This is a genomic window from Pantoea sp. MBD-2R (assembly GCF_039134845.1).
In the GTDB taxonomy this organism is placed as follows: domain Bacteria; phylum Pseudomonadota; class Gammaproteobacteria; order Enterobacterales; family Enterobacteriaceae; genus Erwinia.
Window position 1 is genome coordinate 3,069,534 of the sequence record NZ_CP152417.1, and the last position, 24,472, is coordinate 3,094,005.

At 54.0% G+C, this 24,472-nt stretch carries 20 protein-coding genes and 1 riboswitch; of the genes, 9 read left to right on the forward strand and 11 right to left on the reverse strand.

The genetic code is table 11. The annotated features are described in order from the left end of the window. Nucleotides 1–46 precede the first annotated feature (46 nt). The 3 genes from fbaB to thiM all read right to left on the reverse strand — a co-directional run bounded on the left by fbaB (nucleotide 47) and on the right by thiM (nucleotide 2,799). A complete protein-coding gene (gene fbaB, locus AAGQ96_RS14205; RefSeq protein WP_342753882.1) occupies nucleotides 47–1,099 on the reverse strand; it encodes a class I fructose-bisphosphate aldolase in 1,053 nt (350 codons plus the stop codon). A gap of 141 nt (nucleotides 1,100–1,240) precedes the next feature. Further along, nucleotides 1,241–2,041, reverse strand: a complete 801-nt coding sequence (thiD, locus tag AAGQ96_RS14210; RefSeq protein WP_342753883.1) for a bifunctional hydroxymethylpyrimidine kinase/phosphomethylpyrimidine kinase — start codon at nucleotides 2,039–2,041, stop codon at nucleotides 1,241–1,243. Further along, nucleotides 2,038–2,799 carry a hydroxyethylthiazole kinase gene (thiM, locus tag AAGQ96_RS14215; RefSeq protein WP_342755568.1) on the reverse strand — a complete coding sequence of 254 codons (762 nt, stop codon included), beginning with the start codon at nucleotides 2,797–2,799 and terminating at the stop codon, nucleotides 2,038–2,040. Before thiM ends, thiD begins: the two co-directional genes overlap by 4 nt. Before the next feature lie 65 nt (nucleotides 2,800–2,864). After that, nucleotides 2,865–2,967, reverse strand: a riboswitch (TPP riboswitch). 336 nt (nucleotides 2,968–3,303) lie between these two features. Here thiM and AAGQ96_RS14220 point away from each other — a divergent pair. From AAGQ96_RS14220 to AAGQ96_RS14230, 3 genes are all read left to right on the forward strand, one after another. After that, nucleotides 3,304–7,149 (forward strand): S6 family peptidase, encoded by a 3,846-nt coding sequence (locus tag AAGQ96_RS14220; RefSeq protein ID WP_342753884.1) that lies wholly within the window; start codon nucleotides 3,304–3,306, stop codon nucleotides 7,147–7,149. Between the two features lie 144 nt (nucleotides 7,150–7,293). Next, nucleotides 7,294–7,551 (forward strand): hypothetical protein, encoded by a 258-nt coding sequence (locus AAGQ96_RS14225; protein ID WP_342753885.1) that lies wholly within the window; start codon nucleotides 7,294–7,296, stop codon nucleotides 7,549–7,551. Next, complete coding sequence (locus AAGQ96_RS14230) at nucleotides 7,551–7,973, forward strand: GNAT family N-acetyltransferase (protein ID WP_147200644.1); 423 nt, start codon at nucleotides 7,551–7,553, stop codon at nucleotides 7,971–7,973. Before AAGQ96_RS14225 ends, AAGQ96_RS14230 begins: the two co-directional genes overlap by 1 nt. Nucleotides 7,974–8,023: 50 nt before the next feature. Here AAGQ96_RS14230 and apbC read toward each other — a convergent pair whose 3' ends face one another. Then, a complete protein-coding gene (gene apbC / locus AAGQ96_RS14235; protein WP_342753886.1) occupies nucleotides 8,024–9,136 on the reverse strand; it encodes an iron-sulfur cluster carrier protein ApbC in 1,113 nt (370 codons plus the stop codon). A 167-nt stretch (nucleotides 9,137–9,303) separates the two neighbouring features. On the opposite strand from apbC, the gene metG reads away from it, so the two are divergent. The 6 genes from metG (at nucleotide 9,304) to sanA (ending at nucleotide 16,263) form a co-directional block, all read left to right on the forward strand. Continuing rightward, the gene (gene metG / locus AAGQ96_RS14240) at nucleotides 9,304–11,337 is read left to right on the forward strand and encodes a methionine--tRNA ligase (RefSeq protein WP_147198852.1); all 2,034 of its coding nucleotides are present in this window, start codon (nucleotides 9,304–9,306) and stop codon (nucleotides 11,335–11,337) included. 97 nt (nucleotides 11,338–11,434) lie between these two features. After that, complete coding sequence (locus AAGQ96_RS14245) at nucleotides 11,435–11,827, forward strand: CidA/LrgA family protein (RefSeq protein ID WP_147198853.1); 393 nt, start codon at nucleotides 11,435–11,437, stop codon at nucleotides 11,825–11,827. Then, on the forward strand, nucleotides 11,820–12,512 hold the full coding sequence (locus tag AAGQ96_RS14250) for a CidB/LrgB family autolysis modulator (RefSeq protein ID WP_147198854.1): 693 nt from the start codon (nucleotides 11,820–11,822) through the stop codon (nucleotides 12,510–12,512). Before AAGQ96_RS14245 ends, AAGQ96_RS14250 begins: the two co-directional genes overlap by 8 nt. A gap of 127 nt (nucleotides 12,513–12,639) precedes the next feature. After that, complete coding sequence (gene cdd, locus AAGQ96_RS14255) at nucleotides 12,640–13,524, forward strand: cytidine deaminase (protein WP_342753887.1); 885 nt, start codon at nucleotides 12,640–12,642, stop codon at nucleotides 13,522–13,524. Nucleotides 13,525–13,675: 151 nt separating this feature from the next. Then, nucleotides 13,676–15,373, forward strand: a complete 1,698-nt coding sequence (locus tag AAGQ96_RS14260) for an NAD-dependent malic enzyme (RefSeq protein ID WP_147198856.1) — start codon at nucleotides 13,676–13,678, stop codon at nucleotides 15,371–15,373. 158 nt (nucleotides 15,374–15,531) lie between these two features. Then, nucleotides 15,532–16,263: an outer membrane permeability protein SanA gene (gene sanA / locus AAGQ96_RS14265; protein ID WP_147198857.1), complete on the forward strand. Its 732-nt coding sequence runs from the start codon at nucleotides 15,532–15,534 to the stop codon at nucleotides 16,261–16,263. A gap of 58 nt (nucleotides 16,264–16,321) precedes the next feature. Here the strand turns inward: sanA and mglC are convergent, their stop codons facing one another. The 7 genes from mglC to AAGQ96_RS14300 all read right to left on the reverse strand — a co-directional run bounded on the left by mglC (nucleotide 16,322) and on the right by AAGQ96_RS14300 (nucleotide 24,400). Beyond that, the gene (gene mglC / locus AAGQ96_RS14270; protein ID WP_147198858.1) at nucleotides 16,322–17,332 is read right to left on the reverse strand and encodes a galactose/methyl galactoside ABC transporter permease MglC; all 1,011 of its coding nucleotides are present in this window, start codon (nucleotides 17,330–17,332) and stop codon (nucleotides 16,322–16,324) included. Between the two features lie 19 nt (nucleotides 17,333–17,351). Then, nucleotides 17,352–18,872, reverse strand: coding sequence for a galactose/methyl galactoside ABC transporter ATP-binding protein MglA (gene mglA / locus AAGQ96_RS14275; protein WP_147198859.1), 1,521 nt, complete (start codon nucleotides 18,870–18,872; stop codon nucleotides 17,352–17,354). Between the two features lie 82 nt (nucleotides 18,873–18,954). Continuing rightward, nucleotides 18,955–19,947 carry a galactose/glucose ABC transporter substrate-binding protein MglB gene (mglB, locus tag AAGQ96_RS14280; protein WP_147198860.1) on the reverse strand — a complete coding sequence of 331 codons (993 nt, stop codon included), beginning with the start codon at nucleotides 19,945–19,947 and terminating at the stop codon, nucleotides 18,955–18,957. Between the two features lie 160 nt (nucleotides 19,948–20,107). Further along, nucleotides 20,108–21,148, reverse strand: a complete 1,041-nt coding sequence (galS, locus tag AAGQ96_RS14285) for an HTH-type transcriptional regulator GalS (protein ID WP_147198861.1) — start codon at nucleotides 21,146–21,148, stop codon at nucleotides 20,108–20,110. A gap of 152 nt (nucleotides 21,149–21,300) precedes the next feature. Next, nucleotides 21,301–22,464 carry a DUF418 domain-containing protein YeiB gene (gene yeiB, locus AAGQ96_RS14290; RefSeq protein WP_147198862.1) on the reverse strand — a complete coding sequence of 388 codons (1,164 nt, stop codon included), beginning with the start codon at nucleotides 22,462–22,464 and terminating at the stop codon, nucleotides 21,301–21,303. A gap of 17 nt (nucleotides 22,465–22,481) precedes the next feature. After that, nucleotides 22,482–23,147: a GTP cyclohydrolase I FolE gene (gene folE / locus AAGQ96_RS14295; protein ID WP_147198863.1), complete on the reverse strand. Its 666-nt coding sequence runs from the start codon at nucleotides 23,145–23,147 to the stop codon at nucleotides 22,482–22,484. Between the two features lie 116 nt (nucleotides 23,148–23,263). Further along, nucleotides 23,264–24,400, reverse strand: coding sequence for a YbfB/YjiJ family MFS transporter (locus AAGQ96_RS14300; RefSeq protein ID WP_147198864.1), 1,137 nt, complete (start codon nucleotides 24,398–24,400; stop codon nucleotides 23,264–23,266). Nucleotides 24,401–24,472: the final 72 nt, after the last annotated feature.

The window sequence follows — 24,472 nt, forward strand, 5'->3', positions numbered from 1 at the left end:
GAAAAAGCAGGAAATTCAGGGGCGCATCCGGCCCCTGAATTATCAGTCAGGCGATGGTGACATCTTTCGCCAGATAGACATCCTGCACGGCGTTAATCAGCGCCACGCCCTCTTTCATCGATTTTTTAAAGGCTTTACGGCCGAGAATCAGCCCCATTCCCCCCGCGCGTTTATTAATGACCGCGGTGCGCACGGATTCCGCGGTGTCGGTTTCGCCAGCCGAAGCGCCGCCAGAGTTAATCAGACCTGCGCGTCCCATATAGCAGTTCGCCAGCTGGTAACGCACCAGATCGATGGGGTTATCGCTGGTCAGCTTGCTGTAAACCCGCTCATCGGTAGAGCCAAATTTCAGGGCGTTATAACCGCCGTTATTTTCCGCCAGTTTTTGTTTAACGATATCGGCACCGATAGTGGCAGCCAGATGATTGGCCTGGCCGGTTAAATCGGCGCTGGCATGATAATCCACGCCATCTTTTTTGAAGCTATTGTTACGCAGATAAGCCCAAAGCACGGTGACCATCCCCAGCTCGTGCGCCCGCTCAAAAGCATGTGAGATATCTTCCAGCTGGCGGCGGGACTGCTCAGAGCCAAAGTAGATAGTTGCGCCAACCGCCACGGCTCCCATATTGAAAGCCTGTTCAACACTGGCGTACAGCGTCTGGTCGTACTGCGTGGGATAGCTCAACGTTTCGTTATGATTCAGTTTCACCAGAAAGGGAATACGGTGTGCATAGCGGCGTGAAACCGAAGCCAGCACGCCGTAGGTTGAGGCGACACAGTTACAACCCGCTTCAATGGCCAGTTCGACGATGTTTTTGGGATCGAAATAGAGCGGATTCGCGGCAAAAGAAGCCCCGGCAGAATGCTCCACGCCCTGATCCACAGGCAGAATGGAAAGGTAGCCCGTGCCCGCCAGGCGACCGGTGTTATACAGCGTTTGCATATTACGCAACACGGTTGGTGAACGGTCGTTATCGACCATCACCCGGTCAACATAATCCGCACCCGGCAGATAAAGGCTGTCTGCGGGGATGGTCATGCAGCGATGTTGCAAAAGAGAGTCTGCTTCTTTGCCCAGTAACTGTACGATGTCCGTCATGTAAACTCCTGTTGGTGTATGAGAGCAAACGCCCCCGGCTGAAATACCTGCCCCCAACAGCGTGGACCCGCAACCGCGCTTAAGGCAAATTGCTGACTCCATTTTTCAGAACCTTCCCCATAAAGTTTTTTGCCAGATGCGCTACCACCAGCGATAAAAATGGTGCACCGGCCCAAAACCTGCGCCCACTTCCAGCGTATCCGCCTGTTCCAGCGCGCCCTGAAGCCACTGTTTGGCTTCGCGGACGGTTGTTATCCAGTCCTGATGACGCGGGCGTAGCGCCGCCAGGGCAGAAGAGAGCGTACAGCCGGTACCATGCGTATTTTTTGTCGGCACGCGCAGAGCGGTGAAACGCTGCTCCAGTTGAGGCGTGAACAGCCAGTCAGGGCTTTCTTCATCGCTCAGGTGGCCGCCTTTCATTAATACCGCCTGACAGCCCATTTCCAGCAGTGCCCTGCCCTGCTGCCGCATCTCGTCTTCATCACGGGCAATTGCACAGCCCAGCAATGCAGCCGCTTCGGGCAGATTGGGCGTAATCAGCGAAGCCTGGGGTAACAGACGCTCCCGCAGCGTCTTTACTGCGCGCTCCGACAACAGCGGATCGCCGCTTTTGGCCAGCATAACGGTATCCAGTACCAGCCAGGGAATCTCAGCCCATTGCAACCCCTGCGCGACCACCTCAACAATATCGGAGTCATGCAGCATGCCGATTTTAACGCTGTCGATTCGTACATCACTCAGCACAGAGGAAAGCTGCGCTGCAACGAAATCCGCATCGACAGGAAAGACGGATTGCACGCCGCACGTATTTTGCGCTACCAGTGCGGTAATCACGCTGGTGCCGTAAGCACCCAGCGCTGAAAAAGTTTTGAGATCGGCCTGAATGCCTGCCCCACCGCTGGGATCGGTGCCGGCAATTGTCAGCGCGTTGATTCGTTTCATGCCATCGCCTCCGGATGTAAACGAGACAATTCATCAAGAAACAACGGCGCGAAGGTGCCTGGCCCGCCCGCTGTGGCAGCAGCCTTTTCTCCGGCCAGGCTCATCAAACGGCAAGCGCTGGCGGTATGAATCAGCCTGTCACCTGGCAGCGCGGTAAAACCGGCAACCACCGCTGAGAGCGCGCAGCCCGTTCCTACCACCCGCGTCATTAATGCCGAGCCGCCTGGCACGGCCAGAATGCGGAGCCCATCGGTAATGAAATCGATCTCGCCCGTCACCGCAATCACCGCCCCGGTTGATTTAGCCAGCAGCGTGGCCGCCTCCAGCGCGGCAGAGGAGTCGTGAAGGCTATCCACACCTCGCCCGGAAACCGTCTGACGAGCCAGCGCCATAATTTCCGAAGTATTGCCACGAACGACGGCCGGACGGTATTCCAGCAGCTGCTGGCAGAAGTCACTACGGAAAGTTAAGGCGCCCACTGCCACCGGATCCAGCGTCCAGGGGCGCCCGGCTTTTACGGCGCTTTTAACGGCGGTAAGCATCGCCTCACTGCGCGCCGCTGTTAACGTTCCGACGTTGATCAGTACGGCATCCGCAATAGCGCTGAACTCCCCGGCTTCAGAGGGTTCGATAACCATGGCAGGAGAAGCGCCAAGCGCCAGCAAAACGTTGGCGGTAAAGGATTGCACCACATCGTTGGTCAGGCAGTGGATCAGCGGTGAAGCCTGGTGAAAAAGATTTAAAGAAGGCGCAGCCATCGCTGCCGTAAAGCGAGAAGGTTGGATCAAAATAAGACTCCCAACCGGCGTACAAGAAGGCGATGCGGTTGGGCATCTGACTTCCCTCCGCTGGCATTATCCAGTTCAGGTTCAACGGGTTTTTCTCAGCCCTTTCTTTGGAAAGAAACGGCACCCCGAGTCATAGTGCAAGCTTTGCAGCATAAGGAAGCGGCTGGATTAACGCAAGTTTTACCTCATCCTGCCGTTTCGCCTAAGAAACAGCTGAAGCTATTACAAGAAGAACACATGAACATCACAAATTAAATAGTCGACCTGTCAATATAAATATATTTGCAACCTGCCTAACATTAACTGGAAGCATTAATCATAAAACTAAACTAACGCGCCAGTTTAATACTTATTAAATCGGCACAAAAGGTGGCTTTAAAAAAATCACATGGCAAACTTAATCAGTAATAAGATAATTCTTATTGCTGTACGCACCAAAGATATTTGCAACATGCCGATTACAAAGGGAATTAAATGAAGCTTAAGTTTCTTGCTATTTTTTGCTGCAATTTCTTTGCCGCCACATCCGTTCTTGCTGGCGTGATGCGGGAAGATGTCGCCGTTCAGGAATACCGCGACTTTGCTGAAAATCTTGGGAAATATGCGGTTGGCAGAGAAAATATTGAAGTCTTTAAAACCGACGGCACTTCTGCAGGCATACTTAATTATCCGATGCCTGATTTTGGTGCTGTTGTCTCCGGCGGCTACGCTACGCTTTTCTCTGCCTCTTACCTTGCCAGCGTACAGCATAATACCGGTTATAAAACCGTTGATTTTGGCAATAACGCCAAATACAAAACGATCTATAAATTGATTAATCGCAATGAATATGACGTGCGCGATTTTCATCTGCCTCGTTTAAATAAGGTTGTCACTGAAGCTGCCGCCATCCCTTCCGTGGTTGGCACGGAATTACGCGAAAATCCAGATCGCTATACCTGGTACGCCCGGGTGGGCGCGGGTACGCAATTTCAGGTTGATGCCGAAACACAAGAGCTGGTGCAACTGGCGGGCGCTTACAGCTGGAAAACCGGCGGCACCATGACCAATCCCACTTTCGAAAACTGGCGCCTGCGGTGGTACAACTACAGCCCGGATGATCCCAACGTGCAGCCGTTGGACAGTGCCAGCCGGGGCGGCGACAGCGGCAGCCCAATGCTGGTTTATGATAATGTCGATAAAGTCTGGAAACTGGCAGGCGTATTAACCAGCGGTGGTAATGACGGGCCTTATAATCTGCGTTCATATATTTTATTTGTGCAAGATGCTTTTGTTGAGCAAGTGATGGCGGCCAATGTCGATCCCGATGTTACTGATAGCAGCGCCGAGGGCATTATTAACTGGGATCCAAATGCCATTACCCAGGGGGCTAAAAGCTGGCTGTGGCATGGCACTGATAAAACGCTGCCCACCGATGCCACTAACGAAGAATTAGATGCCACGAAAGATCTCCGTTTTAACGGCGAAGGCGGTACTCTGGTTTTAAACCAGGCGGTTAATCATGGCGCTGCCAAACTTCAGTTTTCCAATAATTATCAGGTTAAATCGGCGGAGGGCCAGAATAACAGCTGGGTCGGCGGTGGTATCGAAGTTGATGCAGACAAGACCGTACTCTGGCAGGTAAATGGCCTTGCTGGCGATGTGCTGCATAAAATCGGTGACGGCACGCTGCATATTAATGCGACAGGCGCAAACAGCGGTGGATTAAACGTGGGTGCCGGGACCGTTATCCTCGATCAGCAGGCCGATGCAAACGGCTTAAAGCAGGCCTTTTCTACCCTGACGCTGGTTAGCGGTCGTCCGGTGGTGGTACTGGCGGATAAAGATCAGATTAACACCAAAAATATTCAGTTTGGCTATCGCGGCGGGACGTTGGATATTAACGGCAACGGCTTAACTTTTGCAGAAATTAACCATAACGATAATGGTGCAAAAATTGTTAACCGCAACCTGGATAAAACCGGTGTCGTCACGCTGTATGGCAATGGTTTCAACTTTCCTGGACATATCGGCGAACAGGATAGCGGCAAACTTAATCTTTCCTATTACGCATCAGACAGCGCTTACCGTGCAACACTGTCGGGTGGGGCCGATGTGGAAACGCTGGCGGTGAAGCGCGGTGAGCTGATTTTGTCAGGCCAGCAAACGCTGCATGCCGGTAACGTATTCTACAGCGACGACTGGAGCGAGCAGTCTTACCTGACAAACAAGACTAATGTGCTCTCGGGTGCAGCATTAACGGTGAGCGATCATGCCATTTTAGACGGGACGATCTCTGTCGCAGACAATGCCAGCCTGACTCTTTATGCCCATACTCTGCTTTCAGGTAGCCTGACGCTGGCAGGAACGGACAGCGTGCTGACGGCGGATATTACCGAACGTGAAAGCAGCGTAGAGGGTCTGTCATCCATGATTACGGCAGATATTAGCGGCAACGGTAAGTTGGTAAAAAGCGGTGAAGGTGTCTTACTCGCTGAAGGGGATATTACCACCGCTGGGGATATCGAATTAGAAGCAGGCACGTTGGCGCTAAATGGCAATGTGGCCCCTTCTGTCAATATGGCAAGCGGTACCGTGCTGGCGGGTAGCGTAACGCTACAGACGGTAAATGCAAGCCAGGGATCAACCCTCTATCCTGGCGCTTTATATGCCGAAACGGCGAATTACTCGACGCTGAGTCTGGCTAATCTGAATACCAGCGGTACGGTGAATCTGGCACTGAACAGCGCTTTCAATCGCAATGCGACCGACAAGTTGCTGATTGCCGGAGACATCAACGATGGCGACTCTGTTATGGTTAGCATTAACAGTCTGAGTAGCTGGACGGACAGTGACAGCAACGCCAACGGCACGGCCGATAATACGGAAGGCGTATCGATTATTCAGGTTGGCGGAAATTCGTCAAAAGATCGTTTCAAACTGGCGGGTGACTATGTTGCCAGCGGCGCATGGGCTTATGGCCTGTATGCATTTGCTCCGGGAAGCGCGGCGGAAAGCGAGCGCGAAGTCAGCGGTAGCGGCAGTCAATATTGGGATTATCGCCTGCAAAACGTTCTGTTATCCGAAGGCAGCAATAGCGAGCCAGAAGCACCAGCCGAAGAAACGCCAATCGTCACGCCGGAAACGCCTGCCGAAGAAGCGCCAATCGTGACGCCGGAAGCGCCTGCCGAAGAAGCGCCAATCGTGACGCCGGAGGCACCTGCGGAAGAAACCCCGATCGTGACGCCAGAAGCACCTGCCGAAGAAACGCCAATCGTCACGCCGGAAGCACCTGCGGAAGCAGCTCCGGCCGCAACGCCGGAAGCGCCTGCGGAAGAAACCCCAGCCGCAACGCCTGTGGAAAAGGAACCGCCTCAGCCTGCAAAACCGACGCGACGCGCGGTGACGCCGCAGGTTCCGGCTTATATTTCCCTGCCCTCCGCGCTGTTCCGGGCAGAAGAACAGCTGGCCATGTTATTCAAAGAAAGCGCGCTGGATAGCGCGAAAGAAGGCCACTCTCGCTTTTTCCTGTTCGGCTACCGCGGTGATGATAATTACCAATCGGGCAACAGTTTTATGCAGTATGGCTACAACTATAAAAGCCAGTACAAAGGCTGGATGATGGGCACAACGCTGGCGGCCTGGCATAACGATCGGCAGTCGCTGAATGTAAGCGGCGCATGGTCAAAAGGCGATCTGAGCTTCAAGCCTTCCGCCGCAGATGGCGTCAGCCAGGGTAACGTTGACAGCAATGCGCTGAACCTGATGCTCTCCTGGCACTATGAGGACTATTATCTTAACCTGCTGTCCGGCTATGGCTGGTCCGAAGGCACTATTTCGACCCATTTACGCGGCACCGCAGCATCACCCAACGTTAAGCAATTTTTTGGTGAGGCAGAAGCCGGTAAATATATTCAATCAGGCGCGCACAGGTTTCGGCCTTATGCTGGCTATCGTCAGCAGCAGATGCGGATAGCCAACTTTACCGATGTCGATCGGGCTCAGGTTAGCTATCAGCAACAGCGACGTGAAGCCTGGATTGGCGGGCTGGCTTACGACTACACCCTACCCGCAGGAAAATTAGGCACGCTGCGCCTGGGTACGGACGTGAACCTTGCAGTCAGGCCAAATAATCAGGGTAAAGTGGTGATAGGCAACGGGCAGAGCAGTAACGACTTCCACACCGGAAACGGCGGAAACAGCCTGAATATCAAGACCGAAGGCTGGCTGGAGATAAACAAAGATATCGCCCTGACAACGCAGGTGCGCCATCAGCGTAAGCTGCAACAGGAAGGTGCTAACGACTGGCTGTTTGCCGGCGGTATCAACATCAGTTTCTAGCCTAAAACCCCACCCGCTCCCCGTTCCATCGGGTAGCGGGTTTCCCTTTCCCCCGGAAATCCCCGATGTTCCCCTCTGAAAGTTTTTGCTAAAGTTCCTCCGATCCCCCGAAAAAAGCCCGACCAGAGAACAACGAGAAGCAACATGACAAGACCGCTTAACGAGCAGTACGGTATTAGCGTTGCCGCCCTGCAAATGCTGAATTATTTACAGCAAATCGCCCGTGGCGATCGCTCGTTCACCATTCGTGATACCACGCTTAACAACCGCTGCAACGTCACGCCGCCGGATAACTTCACCCTGCTCGATCAGCTGTTTGAAGCCGGAAAAATTGATTATGACTACCGTGGCACCGGCATTGAAGGCGAACGCCATGTGAAACCTGTTTGGGGATCAAGATGATTGTTATCCGCGCCTTCACCGAAGCCGATCGTCCGTTTTTACGCACGCTATTTCTGGCGGCCCGAAAGGCAAACTGGCACTGGCTTGATGGCGAAGAGTGGCGGCTGGAGGACTTTGACCGCGTCACGCTTGGCGAACGGATTCTGGTAGCTGAAGAAGAAGGACACCGTAAAGGATTCGCTGCTTTGCTGCCTGCCGACAACTTTCTGCACAGTCTGTTTGTCGATCCAGCCTGTCAGGGCCAGGGCATCGGCAGTGCTTTACTTCAGGCTGTGCAACGCAGTTTCACCTCAACCGGCGCGTTAAAATGCCTGAAAGCTAACGCCCATGCTCTCGCTTTTTATCAGCGGCACGGCTGGAAAAGAGTGGGCAGCGGCGAGGGCGAACAGGGAGAATATCTGTTACTGCACTATGTGCTTTGACGGCGTAAAGCGGCTGGACATAACAGCCCGGCGTTCACCGGGCTGCACGATTACACTGCGCGGAAGGAAATGTCGCCAGGAATGACTTCGCCTTCCCAGTAAAGCTGCGCGGCAACAAGGCCTGCCAGCTGACGATAGAGGTAGGTGAATTCGCTGTCAGGGCGGCGAATGACGGTGGGCTGTCCATCGTCCAAATCTTCGCGCAGGGTAATGTGTAGCGGAAGCTGGCTAAGCAAACGAGTGTGATACTGTTCCGCCAGCCGTTGTGCCCCGCCGCTGCCAAAAATCGGTTCGTGATGGCCGCAGTTGCTGCAAATATGCATGCTCATGTTTTCAACTATACCCAATACCGGCACGTTGACCTTTTCAAACATCACGATCCCTTTTCGCGCATCGATGAGCGCAATATCCTGCGGCGTAGTGACAACGACAGCCCCGGTCACCGGCACATTCTGCGCCAGCGTCAGCTGGATATCACCGGTGCCCGGCGGCATATCCAGTACCAGGTAATCCAGCTCGGGCCAGAGCGTTTCGTTAAGCAGCTGCATCAGCGCTTTGCTGGCCATCGGCCCGCGCCACACCATGGCATTATCGTCCGTCACCAGATAACCAATCGAGTTGGTTGCCAGGCCATGGGCCATGATCGGAGCCATATGCGTGCCGTCGGGCGAGGTTGGCCGCTCATCGGTAGTGCCGAGCATATCGGGTACGGACGGGCCATAGATATCCGCGTCCAGCAGGCCAACCTTCGCACCTTCGGCAGCCAGCGCCAGCGCCAGGTTAACGGCGGTGCTGGATTTCCCTACCCCTCCTTTGCCAGAACTGACGGCGATAATGTTTTTGACGCCGTTAACGCCCGCCTGGTTTTTTACCCGCTTCAGCGTGGCGATATCGTGGTTCAAACGCCAGCTGATGGCCGTAGCGCCGGTCAGACGCAGTAGTTCAGCGCTCGCGCTCTCTTTCAACGCCTCAAAACCACTGTGCCAGGCAAAAGGCATGGCAAGATCGATATGCAGCGTATTATCCAGCATCGCGCAGTGATGCAGTGCTTTCAGCGCGGTCAGATTCTTTTTCAGCGTCGGATGTTCAAATGCGGTCAAAACGCCCATCACCATGGCGCGCAGCGCTTCCGGTGAGTGCTGACTCTGGGATTGAGAGGTCATCCCGGCTCCTTTTTTTGATTAGGTTTTACCTGAGAGCATATCAGATGTGACTCAACGTGTTGAGAAAGGCTAAATATCGGTGCGGGCCGCGCGGGATGGTTTACGCAGGGAGGGCCTTTCGGGTAACATCGTAACCCCTATTTTAATCAGGTATAGCAAGTCTCACTATGACTCAAGTCGCGAAAAAAATATTGGTAACGTGCGCACTCCCGTACGCCAACGGTTCTATCCATCTCGGCCACATGCTCGAGCATATCCAGGCAGATATTTGGGTCCGTTACCAGCGAATGCGCGGCAACCAGGTTTACTTCATCTGTGCGGACGATGCGCACGGTACGCCAATCATGCTGAAAGCTCAGCAGATGGGTATTGCTCCCGAGCAGATGATTGCCGAAATGAGTCAGGAGCATCAGACTGATTTTGCTGGCTTTAACATCAGCTATGACAACTACCACTCAACGCACAGCGACGAAAACCGCGAGCTGTCCGAGCTGATCTATACCCGTCTGAAAGAAAACGGCTTTATTAAAAACCGCACTATTTCTCAGCTCTACGATCCGGAAAAAGGCATGTTCCTGCCGGACCGTTTCGTTAAAGGCACCTGTCCGAAGTGTAAAGCCCCGGACCAGTACGGTGACAACTGCGAAGTGTGCAGCGCAACTTACAGCCCGACCGAGCTGATCGATCCGAAGTCCGTGGTGTCCGGCGCTACGCCGGTAATGCGTGATTCCGAGCACTTCTTCTTCGATCTGCCAGAATTCAGCGCTATGTTGCAAGCCTGGACGCGTTCAGGCGCGTTGCAGGAGCAGGTTGCGAATAAAATGCAGGAATGGTTCGAGTCTGGCCTGCAACAGTGGGATATCTCCCGCGATGCGCCGTACTTTGGCTTTGAAATTCCTGGCGCGCCGGGCAAATATTTCTACGTCTGGCTGGATGCGCCTATTGGCTATATGGGCTCGTTCAAGAACCTGTGCGACAAGCGCGGCGACATCGACTTTGACGCCTTCTGGCAGAAAGATTCCGATGCCGATCTTTACCACTTTATCGGTAAAGATATCGTTTACTTCCACAGCCTGTTCTGGCCGGCCATGCTGGAAGGCAGTAACTTCCGTAAGCCAACTAACCTGTTCGTTCATGGTTACGTCACCGTCAACGGCGCGAAGATGTCAAAATCGCGCGGCACCTTTATCAAGGCCAGCACCTGGCTTAACCATCTGGATGCCGACAGCCTGCGCTATTACTACGCGGCCAAGCTCTCTTCACGCATCGACGATATTGACCTGAACCTGGAAGATTTTGTTCAGCGTGTGAATGCCGATATCGTTAACAAAGTGGTTAACCTGGCGTCGCGTAATGCGGGCTTTATCAACAAACGTTTTGACGGCAAGCTTTCTGCTGAACTGGCCGATCCGGCACTGTATCAGACCTTTATCGATGCGCAGGTTAGCATTGCAGAAGCCTGGAACAGCCGCGAATTCAGCCGTGCGATCCGTGAAATCATGGCGATGGCCGATGTTGCCAACCGCTACGTTGACGAGCAGGCACCTTGGGTAGTCGCGAAACAGGAAGGCCGCGATGCCGACCTGCAGGCAATCTGCTCAATGGGTATCAACATGTTCCGCGTGCTGATGACCTGGCTGGCACCGGTTATGCCATCGCTAACCGAACGTGCCGAAGCGTTCCTCAATCAGCAGCTGAGTTGGGAAGGTACTGAGCAGCCGCTGCTGGACCACACTATTTCAGCCTTTAAAGCGCTGTACAGCCGTGTAGAAATGGACAAGGTCAATGCGCTGATTGAAGCCTCGAAAGAAGATGCCGCGGCGGCCAATAAACCGGCGCTGACCGGCCCGCTGGCTGACGATCCCATCGCGGACACCATCACCTTTGATGACTTTGCCAAAGTGGACATGCGTATTGCGCTCATCCAGAACGCCGAGTTTGTGGAAGGCTCCGATAAGCTGCTGCGTTTGACGCTGGACATCGGCGGCGAAACCCGCAACATCTTCTCCGGCATCCGTACGGCCTATCCCGATCCTTCCGTGCTGGTCGGCCGCCTGACGATGATGGTCGCTAACCTGGCGCCGCGTAAAATGCGTTTTGGCATCTCTGAAGGTATGGTGATGGCCGCGGGTCCTGGCGGTAAGGATATCTTCCTGCTTTCGCCTGACAGCGGTGCCCAGCCTGGTATGCAGGTTAAATAACCTCAGGGTTCACAGCACGGGCAGTCGCCCGTGCTCATATGTTTGCCTGAACGCTGTTATCCTTCTAAGGATAGGTTCGGAAAAACAGGAGATTTTCATGCGCACCGCGCTGTCTGCTCTCTGGCGTTACCTTCGCGCCTTCGTCATTATCTATCTTTGCCTGTATGCCGGAAACGCGCTTGCCGCCCTTTTGCCCGTCACCATTCCCGGCAGCATTATCGGCATGTTAATTCTGTTTGCCCTGCTGGCCACTCAGATCCTTCCCGCTGACTGGGTAAAGCCCGGCAGTCATCTGTTGATTCGCTATATGGCGCTGCTGTTTGTGCCCATCAGCGTCGGCGTGATGAGCTACACCGATATTCTCAGCGCGCAGTTCGGCCCGATTGTGGTTTCCTGCGTGGTAAGCACCTTTATCGTTCTGCTGACGGTGGGCCTGGTTTCTCACCGGCTGCACGGCAGGCCTGTTCAACCCGGAGCCGGTAATGAGTGATATCTGGTGGTCGTTACCGCTTACCCTGCTGGTGTTTTTTGCCGCCCGCAGGCTGGCCGCAAAAGTAAAAATCTCGCTGGTTAATCCTCTGCTGGTTTCAATGGCGGTGATTATTCCACTGCTGTTGCTGATTCAGATGCCCTATGCGCGCTACTTCCAGGGAAGTTCATTACTTAATCAGCTGCTGCAACCGGCGGTAGTTGCGCTGGCGCTGCCGCTGTATGAGCAGATGCATCAGATCCGCGCTCGCTGGAAATCAATTATCGGCGTCTGCTTTATCGGCAGCGTAACGGCCATGATCTCAGGGACGGCAATCGCCTTATGGATGGGGGCTACGCCGCAAATCGCCGCCACGCTGATGCCAAAATCGGTGACCACGCCCATCGCGATGGCCGTCTCCGCTACGCTCGGCGGTATTCCTGCCATCAGCGCTATTTGCGTGCTGATTGCTGGCGTACTGGGTGCGGTATTTGGTCATATGCTGCTGAACATGTTTAAGATCTACAACAAGGCTTCGCGCGGCCTGGCGATTGGCAACGCTTCACACGCATTAGGGACGGCTCGCTGCGCCGAGCTGGATTATCAGGAGGGGGCCTACAGCTCGCTGGCGCTGGTCATTTGCGGGATTATTACCTCGTTGCTGGCGCCTTTCCTGTTTCCGCTGCTGATGCATCTGTGGGGGTAGAACTTGCGATAAGTCGCGCATTTCTCTGCTTTATTTCATAAGTTGCAATATTAATGTGATTATAATCACATACAATACCCTGCCGGGCCGCCAGAATGGGCGGCCGACCTTGTAAGAGATGCCCGATATGCACCCACGATTTCAACCCGCCTTTGCCACGCTGTCATCCTCTTTTCAGGCCGTGCTCCAGCCAATATTAGCCGCTGACGATTTTCCGGCGTATTTAACCCCGGCGCAGATGGCGGAGATCGAAGCCCAAACGGGCCTGGACCGCCAGGCGATAAGTTTTGCGCTGCTGCCGCTTGCCGCTGCCTGCGCTGTCGCCCCGCTTTCTAAATTCAACGTCGGTGCGCTGGCGCTGGGTCAAAGCGGTCATCTCTATTTCGGCGCCAATATGGAGTTTTCTGGCGCCACCATGCAGCAGACGGTACATGCTGAACAGAGCGCAATCACCCATGCCTGGCTGCGCGGTGAAAAGGCGCTGGAAGCCGTCACCGTGAACTACACGCCGTGCGGACATTGCCGCCAGTTTATGAATGAGCTTAACAGCGGTACGTCGCTGCGCATCTATCTTCCGGGACGCGAGCCTGCCACGCTGGGCGATTATCTCCCTGATGCTTTTGGCCCGCGCGATTTGGCTATTGAAACGCTGCTTTTGGATGACGTTGATCACGGTCTGACTGTAAAAGGCGACCCGCTTTGCCAGGCCGCCTTACAGGCTGCGAACCGCAGCCACGCGCCTTACTCGCAGGCGTTGAGCGGCGTGGCCTTACAGATGGCTGACGACAAAATTTTCGCGGGTAGTTATGCGGAGAACGCCGCGTTTAATCCCAGCCTGCCACCGCTACAGGCCGCGCTGATCATGCTGAATTTATCCGGTTATGATGTGTTACAGATCCAGCGTGCGGTGCTGGCTGAAGCGCCAGATGCCCGCTTAATTCAGCGTCAGGCGACATTTGCTACGTTGCAGGCATTGGGCTGCGCGAATTTCACTACGGTTCCGCTGAGATAAGTTTCTTCCGGAAACTTTTCCCTGCCGTAACGGGCACGTAAACTGCAGCAAAGCGATAGCTTTTGTTATCAGCTGTTAACAAAAGCTGTACTTTCAGATGAATTATTTTAGGATTGGCGCACAACATTACGATCCGAATGAGTATTTTTTCATGGAACTCGAACACGAAAGTAAACGCCCCCTTTATATCCCTTATGCTGGCCCGATTTTGCTGGAATTCCCGCTGCTGAATAAAGGCAGCGCCTTCTCCGTCGAGGAGCGCAACGATTTCAACCTGAACGGCCTGCTGCCTGAAACGGTAGAGACCATAGATGAACAGGCCCAGCGCGCCTGGCGCCAGTTCCAGGATTTCAAGAACGCCAACGACAAGCACGTTTATCTGCGCAACATTCAGGATACCAACGAGACGCTGTTCTACCGTCTGCTGGATAGTCATCTGGAAGAGATGATGCCAATTATCTATACCCCGACGGTTGGCGCGGCTTGTGAGCACTTCTCCGAAATCTATCGCCGTGCGCGCGGGCTGTTCATCTCTTACCCGAATCGCGGCAGCATTGAAGATATGCTGCAAAATGCTACCAAGCAAAACGTTAAGGTGATTGTTGTCACCGACGGCGAACGCATTCTGGGCCTGGGCGACCAGGGCATCGGCGGCATGGGCATTCCAATTGGTAAACTGTCGCTCTATACCGCCTGTGGCGGCATCAGCCCGGCTTATACGCTGCCTGTTGTGCTGGATGTCGGCACCAATAATCAGCAGCTGCTGAACGATCCGCTCTATATGGGCTGGCGTCACCCACGCATCACCGGCGAAGAATACGATAATTTCGTTAATGAGTTTATTCAGGCCGTGAAAAGCCGCTGGCCGAACGTGCTGTTGCAATTTGAAGACTTCGCGCAGAAAAATGCGATGCCGCTGCTTGAGCGCTACCGTGACGAAGTGTGCTGCTTCAATGATGATATTCAGGGAACGGCTTCCGTGACGCTGGGTACGCTGATTGCCGCCAGCCGCGCTGCCGGCAGCAAAATGAGCGAGCAGAAAGTCGTCTTCCTCGGTGCGGGTTCTGCGGGCTGCGGTATTGCCGAGCAGATTATCGCCCAGATGAAATCCGAAGGCCTGAGCGATGAAGAAGCCCGCGCCCGCGTCTTTATGGTCGATCGTTTTGGTCTGCTCACCGATAAGCAGCCGAACCTGCTCAACTTCCAGAGCAAGCTGGTGCAGAAAAGCGAGCAGCTGGCGGAGTGGGATTCCAGTTCCGACTCGCTGTCGCTGCTGGACGTGGTGCGCAACGCGCATCCTGACATTCTGATTGGTGTTTCCGGCCAGCCGGGGCTGTTCAGCGAAGAGATCATCCGTGAAATGCACAAGCATTGCGCACGCCCTATCGTGATGCCGCTATCCAACCCGACCTCACGCGTTGAAGCTACGCCACAGGATATTTTGGCCTGGACTGACGGCGCGGCGCTGGTGGCAACAGGTAGCCCGTTCGCGCCCGTGACCTGGAAAGATAAAACCTTCCCTATCGCCCAGTGCAACAACTCTTATATCTTCCCTGGCATCGGTCTGGGCGTTATCGCCTCTGGCGCTACTCGCGTCACCGACAGTATGCTGATGGCAGCAAGCCGTGCGCTTGCCGACTGTTCACCGCTGGTGAATGACGGCACCGGCCCGGTTCTGCCTGAAGTGAAAGATATTCAGGGCGTATCAAAAGTGATCGCCATGGCGGTCGGCAAAGCTGCACAGCTGGCCGGCGTGGCCGTCGTGAGTTCGGAAGATGTGCTTTCCAGAGCGATAGCTGCCAACTTCTGGCTACCGCAATATCGTAACTACCGTCGGACCTCGATCTGACCATCATTGCCGGGTGCTTTGCGCGCCCGGCAAAAACACCGCTTTCACCCGGCGCATTGTGCGAAAAGCCGCCATCTGGCAAGCTGCCGCTTGCTTCGCCAGGCGCGGTAAAGTAGCCTTGAGGCACCTTTATTTTGTAAGCCTGAGCACCGTCCGGCATGATAAAACGCTTGATTTATGGCCTGATTATTATCCTTGTCGCGATAATACTGGCCGCGCTCGGCCTGGATCGCTGGATCAGCGTGAAAACCGCCCCTTACGTTTACGACGACCTCCAGTCGCTTCCCCATCGACAGGTTGGCGTGGTGTTGGGTACGGCGAAATATTATCGCACTGGCGTAATTAATCAGTATTACCGCTACCGCATGCAGGGCGCGCTGAACGCCTATAACAGCGGTAAGGTGAATTATCTGCTGTTGAGCGGTGATAATGCGCAGCAAAGTTATAATGAGCCGATGACAATGCGACGCGATTTGATTGCCGCAGGCGTTGCCCCCTCGGATATCGTGCTCGACTATGCAGGATTCCGCACCCTCGACTCCATTGTCAGAACGCGTAAAGTGTTTGATACCAACGATTTCATTATTATCACCCAGCGCTTTCACTGTGAACGCGCGCTGTTTATCGCGCTGCATATGGGTATCCAGGCACAGTGTTATGCCGTCCCGTCACCAAAAAATATGCTGACGATCCGTTTTCGTGAAGTGGGTGCCCGGCTTGGCGCACTGGCCGATCTTTACCTGATGAAACGTGAACCGCGATTCCTGGGGCCGATGGTGCCCATTCCAGCACGTCATGAAATCCCCGAAAATGCGCAAAGCTATCCTGCCGTAACGCCTGAGCAGCTGCTGGAATTGCAGCAAAAGATGAAAGGTCAGGCGGCGCACTAGCCAGGGACGACAAAGGCCAGACGACACTGCCGCCTGGCCTGGGAGGTAACGTGAAAGCTTATTTCTTACGAGCGTATTTCAGTGAGTCCAGCGCCACGGCGAAAATAATAATGCCGCCCTTGATAATGTACTGCCAGTAAGGATTAACGCCGATATAAGTCAGGCCATAGTTGATAACGGTGAAAATCAGTACGCCGGTAACCACGCCTGCTACCGTTCCCACCCCGCCAGCAAATGACACGCCACCAACCACACAGGCGGCGATTGCATCCAGCTCATACATAAAGCCGAGGTTATTGGTTGCTGAACCAATACGGCCCGCTTCCAGCATCCCACCGAAGGCATAAAACACGCCGGATAAGGCATAAATCAGGATCAGGTTAAAGTTAACGTTAACGCCCGACACTTTAGCCGCTTCCGGATTTCCGCCGATGGCAAAAATGTTTTTGCCGAAGCGGGTTTTGTTCCACAGTACCCAGACAAAGAAAATCGCAATAGCCGCGTAAAAGGTAATGTACGACAGCTTAAAGTCGCCTAAGCGGATAAAGCCCTGCGCAAAGGTGGAAAACTTCTCATCGAAGCCAGCAACCGGCGAAGCGCCCACGTAATCGTAGTAAAGGGAGTTAATACCATAAACGATAATCATCGTGCCCAGCGTGGTGATAAACGGCGTCACTTTCAGATAGGCGATAATCAGGCCGTTAACCAGACCAATAATGCCGCCGATGACACAGACCGCCAGGATCACCAGCGGAATTGGTACGGTATCAAGATGCGGGAATACTTTATTGGCGTTGTCCATGGCCTGTAGCAGCGTAGCCGCCACTACCGCCGCCAGACCAACCTGACGTCCGGCTGACAAATCGGTGCCCTGAGTCACGATTAACCCGGCAACGCCCAGTGCGATAATAATACGCACCGAAGACTGGGTTAAAATATTACTCAGATTCATTAAGCTTAAAAAGGTCGGATCCTGGAAGATAATGATTGCCAGCAGTACCAGCAATACAACATATATCCCACCCTCTTTTAACCAGGTGAGCGCATTCTTTTTATTTACTGCTTTCATGGTGTCAGCCCTTACCTCATTAAAGATGCTTTGATGCCAAACGTAAGATTTCGTTTTGCGTAGTCGTTTTGGTTTCTACAATACCTGCCACCATGCCATTACTCATCACCAATATACGATCGGTAATGCCTAACAGCTCCGGCATTTCAGAGGATATGATAATGATCCCCTTCTCTTTTTTCGCCAGATCGGAAATAAGCTGATAGATTTCAAACTTGGCGCCCACATCAATTCCGCGCGTCGGTTCATCCAGCATCAATATTTCCGGTTGCGTTAACAGCCAGCGGCCAATAATCACTTTCTGCTGGTTTCCGCCTGAAAGTGAGCCAATTGAAGTCGCATGGCCCGGGGTTTTAACTCTCATCGAGTCGATAACCCACTGGGTGTCGCTTTTCATCCGGTTATTATCCAACAGGCCAATGCTGTTTTTATATTTACGGATGTTGGATATCAGGGAGTTAAAACCGATATCCAGAAAAGCATAAATCCCTGTTGCACGCCGTTCTTCCGTTACTAAAGCAAACCCGTGATTAATGGCTTCGTTAGCGGAATGGTTATTAATTTTTTTGCCGTGCAGTTTGATGGTGCCGCCTGACTTCTCACGAATACCAAACAGCGTTTCGACAATATCCGTACGCTTTGCGCCGACCAGGCCGGCCACGCCGAGGATCTCCCCCTTGCGCAGATCGAAAGAGATATCTCTGATCGACGGCTGGCGCAGCGAGGTCAGGTTTCGCACTTCGAGAATTGTCTCACCCGGCACGTTGCTTTTATCCGGGAAACGCTGGCTCAGCGAACGCCCGACCATCATGGCAATGATTTTATCCATATCCAGCCCGTCCAGCGGCTGAGTCGTAATCCACTGCCCGTCACGCAGAACGGTAATCTCATCGCAAAGCTGAAAGATCTCTTCCATCTTGTGAGAAATATAAACAATGCCGCAGCCGCGTTCTTTCAGCTTACGGATTATCGTGAACAGATGGTTGACTTCTTTTTCCGTTAAGGATGACGTAGGTTCGTCCATAATGACAATCTTTGCGTCATAGGAAAAAGCTTTGGCTATTTCAATCATCTGCATTTGTGAAACAGAAAGCGTGATCACTTTATCACGCGGATCGATATCAATATCCAGCTCGTCAAAAATGGCCTTGGTGTCGCGATACATTTTGTCCTGATCGACAAATAACCCTTTGCGGGGGTAACGCCCAAGCCACATGTTATCCATGACCGTGCGTTGCAATACCAGGTTTAATTCCTGATGCACCATTGAAACGCCATTTTCCAGCGCCTCTTTGGAACTTTTATAATCAATCTCTTTACCCTGAAAAAGAATACTTCCCGTATCCTTACTGTAAATGCCAAACAGACATTTTAATAACGTCGATTTTCCCGCACCGTTTTCGCCCATTAACGCGTGGACAGAATGCGGACGTATTTTCAGATTTACGTTATCTAATGCTTTAACGCCAGGAAATGATTTGCTGACGTTGGTCATTTCCAGCAGATATTCGCGCTTTGGTTGCACTTGATCACTGCTCATAGTTCTACCTGGCTGAAAAGAGGGTTACTGGCGGCCGTCATCAATAACGAGCGCAGCACGCTGCGCCCGTTTCAGGTTGGGCTTATTTAACAAACTGGGACAGATTATCTTTATCGACCGGAACATAAGCCACACGAACGACTTTGCCTTCCAGCTTGTAGTTGGTGCCTTCGGTTGCGGGTTTCCCTGCCGCCAGGTTTTTAGCCATATCAAAGGTGGCTTTAGCCTGGTTTTCTGCATCGTTCAGCACGGTTCCGGCCATTGCGCCCGATTTCACCATCGCCAGCGCTTCTGGCAAGGCATCCACGCCAAATACCGGCACAGCGGATTTATTATGCGCCTTCAGCGCTTCTACCGCGCCCATTGCCATGGCATCGTTGTTGGCGATGACCACTTCAATTTTGTTGCCATTCGGCCCGGAGAGCCAGGCATCCATTTTATCTTTCGCCTGTGCGGTATCCCACATGGCGGTATCAAGATGGAGCTGCTGAGTTTTCACACCGTCTTTATTTAAGGTGTCGATGACGTATTTCGTACGGGCTTCCGCATCCGGATGGCCCGGCTCGCCTTTCAGCAATACAAACTGTACGACGCCATCTTTGTTCAGATCCCAGCCCTGATTTGCTTTCCAGTGTTTTTCAATCAGCTCGCCCTGCTTGACGCCCGATTCTTTCGAGTCGGTGCCAACATAATAAGCTTTGTCGTAGCTGGCCAGCGCTTTAGCGGACGGCTCTTTGTTAAAGAACACCACGGGAATGTCATTAGATTTGGCTTTGCTGATCACCACTGGCGCAGCCGACGGGTCGACCAGGTTAATGGCTAACGCCTTCACCCCTTTCGCCACCAGCACATCAACCTGATCGTTCTGGGTCGACTGGCTGTTTTGCGAGTCGTTCATCAGCAGCTGAACATCGCTGCTATTTTTTGCTTCTTTCTCAATGTCTTTACGTACGACGGACATAAAGTTGTCGTCATATTTATAGATGGTCACGCCGATACGGGTGTCGGCAGCCTGTGCTGCGCCACTTAACATCATGCTGGCAACCAGGGCAGTGAGCGTGAAAGCCTTTTTCATGGTATCTCCGGTTTTATGTAGGGTCGTTCTCAGCGTCGCGGTCAGGAACAGCGCTGGCGTGACGTTATTTGTTACATCAAGTTTCATAGCCGGTAAGTGGCTGTCATCATAGTGAAGACAATGTTAATTAACTGTGAATTTACTCACAGATTGAAAACGGTTACACGACGGTATTATTCGGGTAAGTGACGGGTGCCACATTTTGGCAGCTGCCAACGGAATGCCGACGAACCAGCGTGGGCATAAAGCAGTGATCCGCGCTCTCGTCCAGCTGCCCTGCTGCGCCCTGAAGCGCCAATTCTGTCGCCAGCTTTGCCATAGAAACAATCGGATAACGCACGGTGGTTAATTGGGGATCGGTGTAGCGGGATATAGGAATATCATCAAAACCGATGACTGAAACCTGCTTCGGCACCGCAATGCCGTTATCTTTTAGCGCGGCAAGCGCACCGGCCGCCATGCTGTCGTTGTAGGCAAAGATGGCGGTTAAGTGCTGATTTCGTCCCAGCAGTTCCACCATAGCGGCTTCACCACCCTGCATATCGGGTTCTGCGCTGGCGCACCAGCTTTCCGGCGGTACGCTTCCCTGCTCCGCCATCGTCTGCTGCCAGCCGGCGCGGCGCTGCACGTCGTCTTCAATGGCATGGCAGGAACCCAGATAGCCAATACGCTGATGCCCCTGTTGTTGCAGCGTGCGGGTCGCTATCTGCGCGCCGCTAAGGTTATCCAGGCAAACGCAGCGGTGCTCATAGCCCGGTAGCGAGCGGTTAATCAGAACCATGCCCGGCACCTGATACATCAGCGAGGAGAGCTCCTCATCGCCCAGCGCCTTAGCGTGAACCACCAGCGCATTGCAGCGCTGGCGGATCAGCACTTCAATAGCGTGGCGCTCTTTATCCGCCTGATGATAGGAGTTGTTGATCAGTACATGCTTTTGCATCCGCTGGGCGACGGTATCAACAGCCTTCACCAGCGCACCAAAAAAGGGATCGGACACGTCCATCACCACCACGCCGATGGTGTCGCTTACCTGTGAGGCGAGCGCCTGTGCATTGGCATTGGGCCGGTAGCCAAGCCGCTCAACAATGCTCAGGACTTTGTCACGCGTTTCTGGCGTAACGGCGGCGCTGTTATTCAGCACGCGCGACACTGTCGCCACCGATACGTTGGCCTCGCGGGCCACATCGCGAATGGTGATCATGACCTGCTACCTGAGGAAGATAAGATTTGCATAGCCCTCCCGGACACTGTGATTCCGGCGGTCATTCTGACAGAGGGCGGGCTTACGCTACGTGAGGGGTGTCACAGGGATGAAAACGGTTACATTGACGGATGTCACCTTTGTGACCGATATCAATGCCGGGAAGTTGATTTGGTTAACGGCTGACCGCCGCCTGCTACGGTCAATTTACGCCACAACCATTCAACCGGCCCCTGGCGGAAATAGCGTAGCCAGAGAACGGAGAAAAGCAGATTGGCCAGCCAGACGCCGGGCACGACGGCCAGCAGCGACAGGCGGTCGAGCTGATTAAACCAGCCGAAACGGTTAAAGAGCGTGGTGCAAATCAGCGTCTGTAACAGATAGTTGCTCAGCGCCATGCGTCCTACGCAGCTTACGGCATGGGTGATTCTCAGCCGGACAAGCGTTGGCCAGTAACCAAAACAGAGCGCGGCATAGCCCACGGCCTGAAGCGGCGCGCCAAACTCACGCGGAACCTGGAGAAAAAAACCGGCCCAGCGGTAGTCCCATCCGACGTGCCATTGCAGCCAGATGCCAGGCAGCTGGATCAGTAAAGCCAGCCCCAGCAGGAGAACGGCGGTGCGACGATAGTGCGCCACGCCCCAGTTTCCCTTTAGCCAGCCGCTGCGCATCAGCGCTGCGCCAATCATCATTAAGCCTGCCAGCTGCCAGCCATACTGTATTGCCAGCGACAGCAGGCTGGATGAAAGCAGTTCAACCCGATTATGCACCGCTTCCCAGCCGCCATGGGTTTTCCAGAACGTTTCGTATTGCACCTGCGCGACGTCAGGCAGCCATGAACTGCCCGGCTGATGCCCGGAGGCCATTCCCAGTACAATCAGCACGCCACTGCCAATCACATAGAGCAGCGCACCCGTGTTAAACAGCTGGCGCGTTGAGGCGACGTCGCGGATCATGCGCCAGGCCACAATGCCAATCAGGCCGTAGTCGAGCAGAATATCGCCTTCCCAGAACATCAGGCTGTGCAGAACGCCAAACAGCGCCAGCCAGGTCAGCCTGGCCTGTAGCCAGCGCTTGCCGCGTGGCAAAAGCATATTGAGCGAAGCGCCAAACAGCAGAGCAAACAACGCCAAAAATTTTAGTTGGGCAAGCAGATCGACAGCGGCCCAGGCTAGCGCATCCTGCAACGCAGGCGCTCCGTTCCAGGCGGGATTGAGATAGGCTGCGGCGGGCAGCCCAAAGGCATTAATATTGAGCAGCAGGATCCCCAGAATGGCGAGGCCTCGGATAAAATCCAGCGTCTGTATACGCGGCATCGGGGATCCTGAGTCGATTAGCTATGACGAACGGCGCGCAAGAACTCCTGACGGGTGTTCTGGCTTGATTTGAACAGGCCGCCCAGCGACGTTGTGGTCGTCGCGCTGGTTGCATCGCGGATGCCGCGAGCTTTCACGCAGTAATGCACCGCATCAATCGATACCGCAACATTGTTGGTGCCTAACAGCGTTTGCAGCGCCACCAGGATTTGCTGAGTCAGGCGTTCCTGCACCTGCGGACGCGAGGAGAAGAACTGCACGATGCGGTTAATCTTGGACAGGCCAATCACTTTATCTTTAGGGATATAAGCCACTGTCGCTTTGCCGTCGATGATCACAAAGTGGTGTTCACAGGTGCTGGTCAGCGTGATGTCGCGCACCGTCACCATCTCATCCACCTTCATCTTGTTTTCGATAACGGTGATTTTAGGGAAGTTGGCGTAATCCAGGCCAGAGAACACTTCGTTCACATACATTTTAGCAATGCGGTGCGGCGTTTCTGCCAGGCTGTCATCTTCCAGATCCAGATTCAACAGCTGCATTACTTCGGTCATATGACCGGCGATCAAACGTTTACGGGTTTCGTCATCCATTTCACGCGCAGGCGAGCGTAACGGGGTTTCCAGTCCACGGGCAACCAGTGCTTCATGAACGAGTGTGGCTTCCTGACTTAACGTAGCCATGGCGATTTCTTCTCCAGCGGGTGTGACTCCGGCCCCGGCGGGACCGGTAAAATTTCTGAGGCGGTATTTTGTTACACAATGCGCCGTTAATCCAGCGAATCAAGCACGAAACTGTTTCATTCAGCGACTGACGCTCGCTGCCAGACCAGCGCACCTGCTATCAGTAAACTCACGCCCGCCACGTATAATGCCGGTTCCAGCCTGTGCGTTAACGCTGTTGATAAGGCAGACAGTAACGGCCCGACCAGCTGGCCTGTAGCATAACCCGTGGTTAACAGACCGGCGAGATAACGCATATGGAGCGGTGCCTGCTCGCGAGCATATTGCAAAGCAAACTGCACAACGCAGAGGAACCCGCCGCCCATTAGCAAGGCCCCCAGCGCCAGCCCGCTAATCCCCGGAACAGCGTCAATACAGAAGACCCCCAGCGCCTGCAACCAGAGCGCAATTGCCAGCCGCCGGTTTGCCGTACCATAGCGCCGGGTCAGAATCCCGAGGCCGATACCGATTACCGCTGCCCCACCAAAAATCGGCCAGACAAACTGAGCAAAGGCGCTGCCGGGAAAACGCGCGGCAGCCATCTGTGACAGGAAAGTGGCGGGAAGGATGTAGCCAAATCCAGCGAGGCTGTAGCTCCAGACCAGCTTTTTCAGGCCGGTGGTTAACACCAGCGGCTCAGGCGCCGTTTCCGGTCGATGCAGCTGCCCTTTGCGCGGCAAATCACGGGCGATTAAGGTAATCAGAATCAACGCCAGCAGGCCATACGCCCCCCATGCCCAGGCGGCACTGACGTTCAGGCTGTGTAGCACCACGGCCAACGTGCCACTGATAAAAATCCCCATTCCTGGTCCGGCAAATACGGCTGATGCAAGTCCGATGCGCCCTTGCTTATGGAGCAGTTCGTTACTCCAGGCGGCAACCAGTACCATCACCCAACCGCTGGCCCAGCCGATGAAGAAACGGATAATGGCGTGCAACCATGGGCCTGTTGCCAGCGCAGACAGCAGCGTCAGCGCAACCGCACCCCAGATCCCGATTTTCAATCGCCCCTCAACCTGCCGGGAAGCGCGCATCGCATCATAAGATCCGCAAAGATAGCCGAGATAGTTAAACGCGGCCACCACGGCTGCGCTGGTGAGGGTTAATTGATGCTCACCAATCATCAGCGGCACCTGAGGCGTAAAAGCAAAGCGCCCGATGCCCATTGCTACCACCAGCGACAGAAAGGCGCTCAGCGCAATACGTAAAGCCATCTCTCACTCCTTGTTACTGGAACAGCCTGAATGTTTATAAAATGTTGTCGTTATCATGCACGAGCAGTAAAC

Bases quoted from the DNA above. Each gene is read 5' to 3' on its own strand.
- fbaB (WP_342753882.1), bottom strand. From the start codon at position 1,099: ATGACGGACATCGTACAGTTACTGGGCAAAGAAGCAGACTCTCTTTTG.
- thiD (WP_342753883.1), bottom strand. From the start codon at position 2,041: ATGAAACGAATCAACGCGCTGACAATTGCCGGCACCGATCCCAGCGGT.
- thiM (WP_342755568.1), bottom strand. From the start codon at position 2,799: ATGGCTGCGCCTTCTTTAAATCTTTTTCACCAGGCTTCACCGCTGATC.
- AAGQ96_RS14220 (WP_342753884.1), top strand. From the start codon at position 3,304: ATGAAGCTTAAGTTTCTTGCTATTTTTTGCTGCAATTTCTTTGCCGCC.
- AAGQ96_RS14225 (WP_342753885.1), top strand. From the start codon at position 7,294: ATGACAAGACCGCTTAACGAGCAGTACGGTATTAGCGTTGCCGCCCTG.
- apbC (WP_342753886.1), bottom strand. From the start codon at position 9,136: ATGACCTCTCAATCCCAGAGTCAGCACTCACCGGAAGCGCTGCGCGCC.
- metG (WP_147198852.1), top strand. From the start codon at position 9,304: ATGACTCAAGTCGCGAAAAAAATATTGGTAACGTGCGCACTCCCGTAC.
- AAGQ96_RS14245 (WP_147198853.1), top strand. From the start codon at position 11,435: ATGCGCACCGCGCTGTCTGCTCTCTGGCGTTACCTTCGCGCCTTCGTC.
- AAGQ96_RS14250 (WP_147198854.1), top strand. From the start codon at position 11,820: ATGAGTGATATCTGGTGGTCGTTACCGCTTACCCTGCTGGTGTTTTTT.
- cdd (WP_342753887.1), top strand. From the start codon at position 12,640: ATGCACCCACGATTTCAACCCGCCTTTGCCACGCTGTCATCCTCTTTT.
- AAGQ96_RS14260 (WP_147198856.1), top strand. From the start codon at position 13,676: ATGGAACTCGAACACGAAAGTAAACGCCCCCTTTATATCCCTTATGCT.
- sanA (WP_147198857.1), top strand. From the start codon at position 15,532: ATGATAAAACGCTTGATTTATGGCCTGATTATTATCCTTGTCGCGATA.
- mglC (WP_147198858.1), bottom strand. From the start codon at position 17,332: ATGAAAGCAGTAAATAAAAAGAATGCGCTCACCTGGTTAAAAGAGGGT.
- mglA (WP_147198859.1), bottom strand. From the start codon at position 18,872: ATGAGCAGTGATCAAGTGCAACCAAAGCGCGAATATCTGCTGGAAATG.
- mglB (WP_147198860.1), bottom strand. From the start codon at position 19,947: ATGAAAAAGGCTTTCACGCTCACTGCCCTGGTTGCCAGCATGATGTTA.
- galS (WP_147198861.1), bottom strand. From the start codon at position 21,148: ATGATCACCATTCGCGATGTGGCCCGCGAGGCCAACGTATCGGTGGCG.
- yeiB (WP_147198862.1), bottom strand. From the start codon at position 22,464: ATGCCGCGTATACAGACGCTGGATTTTATCCGAGGCCTCGCCATTCTG.
- folE (WP_147198863.1), bottom strand. From the start codon at position 23,147: ATGGCTACGTTAAGTCAGGAAGCCACACTCGTTCATGAAGCACTGGTT.
- AAGQ96_RS14300 (WP_147198864.1), bottom strand. From the start codon at position 24,400: ATGGCTTTACGTATTGCGCTGAGCGCCTTTCTGTCGCTGGTGGTAGCA.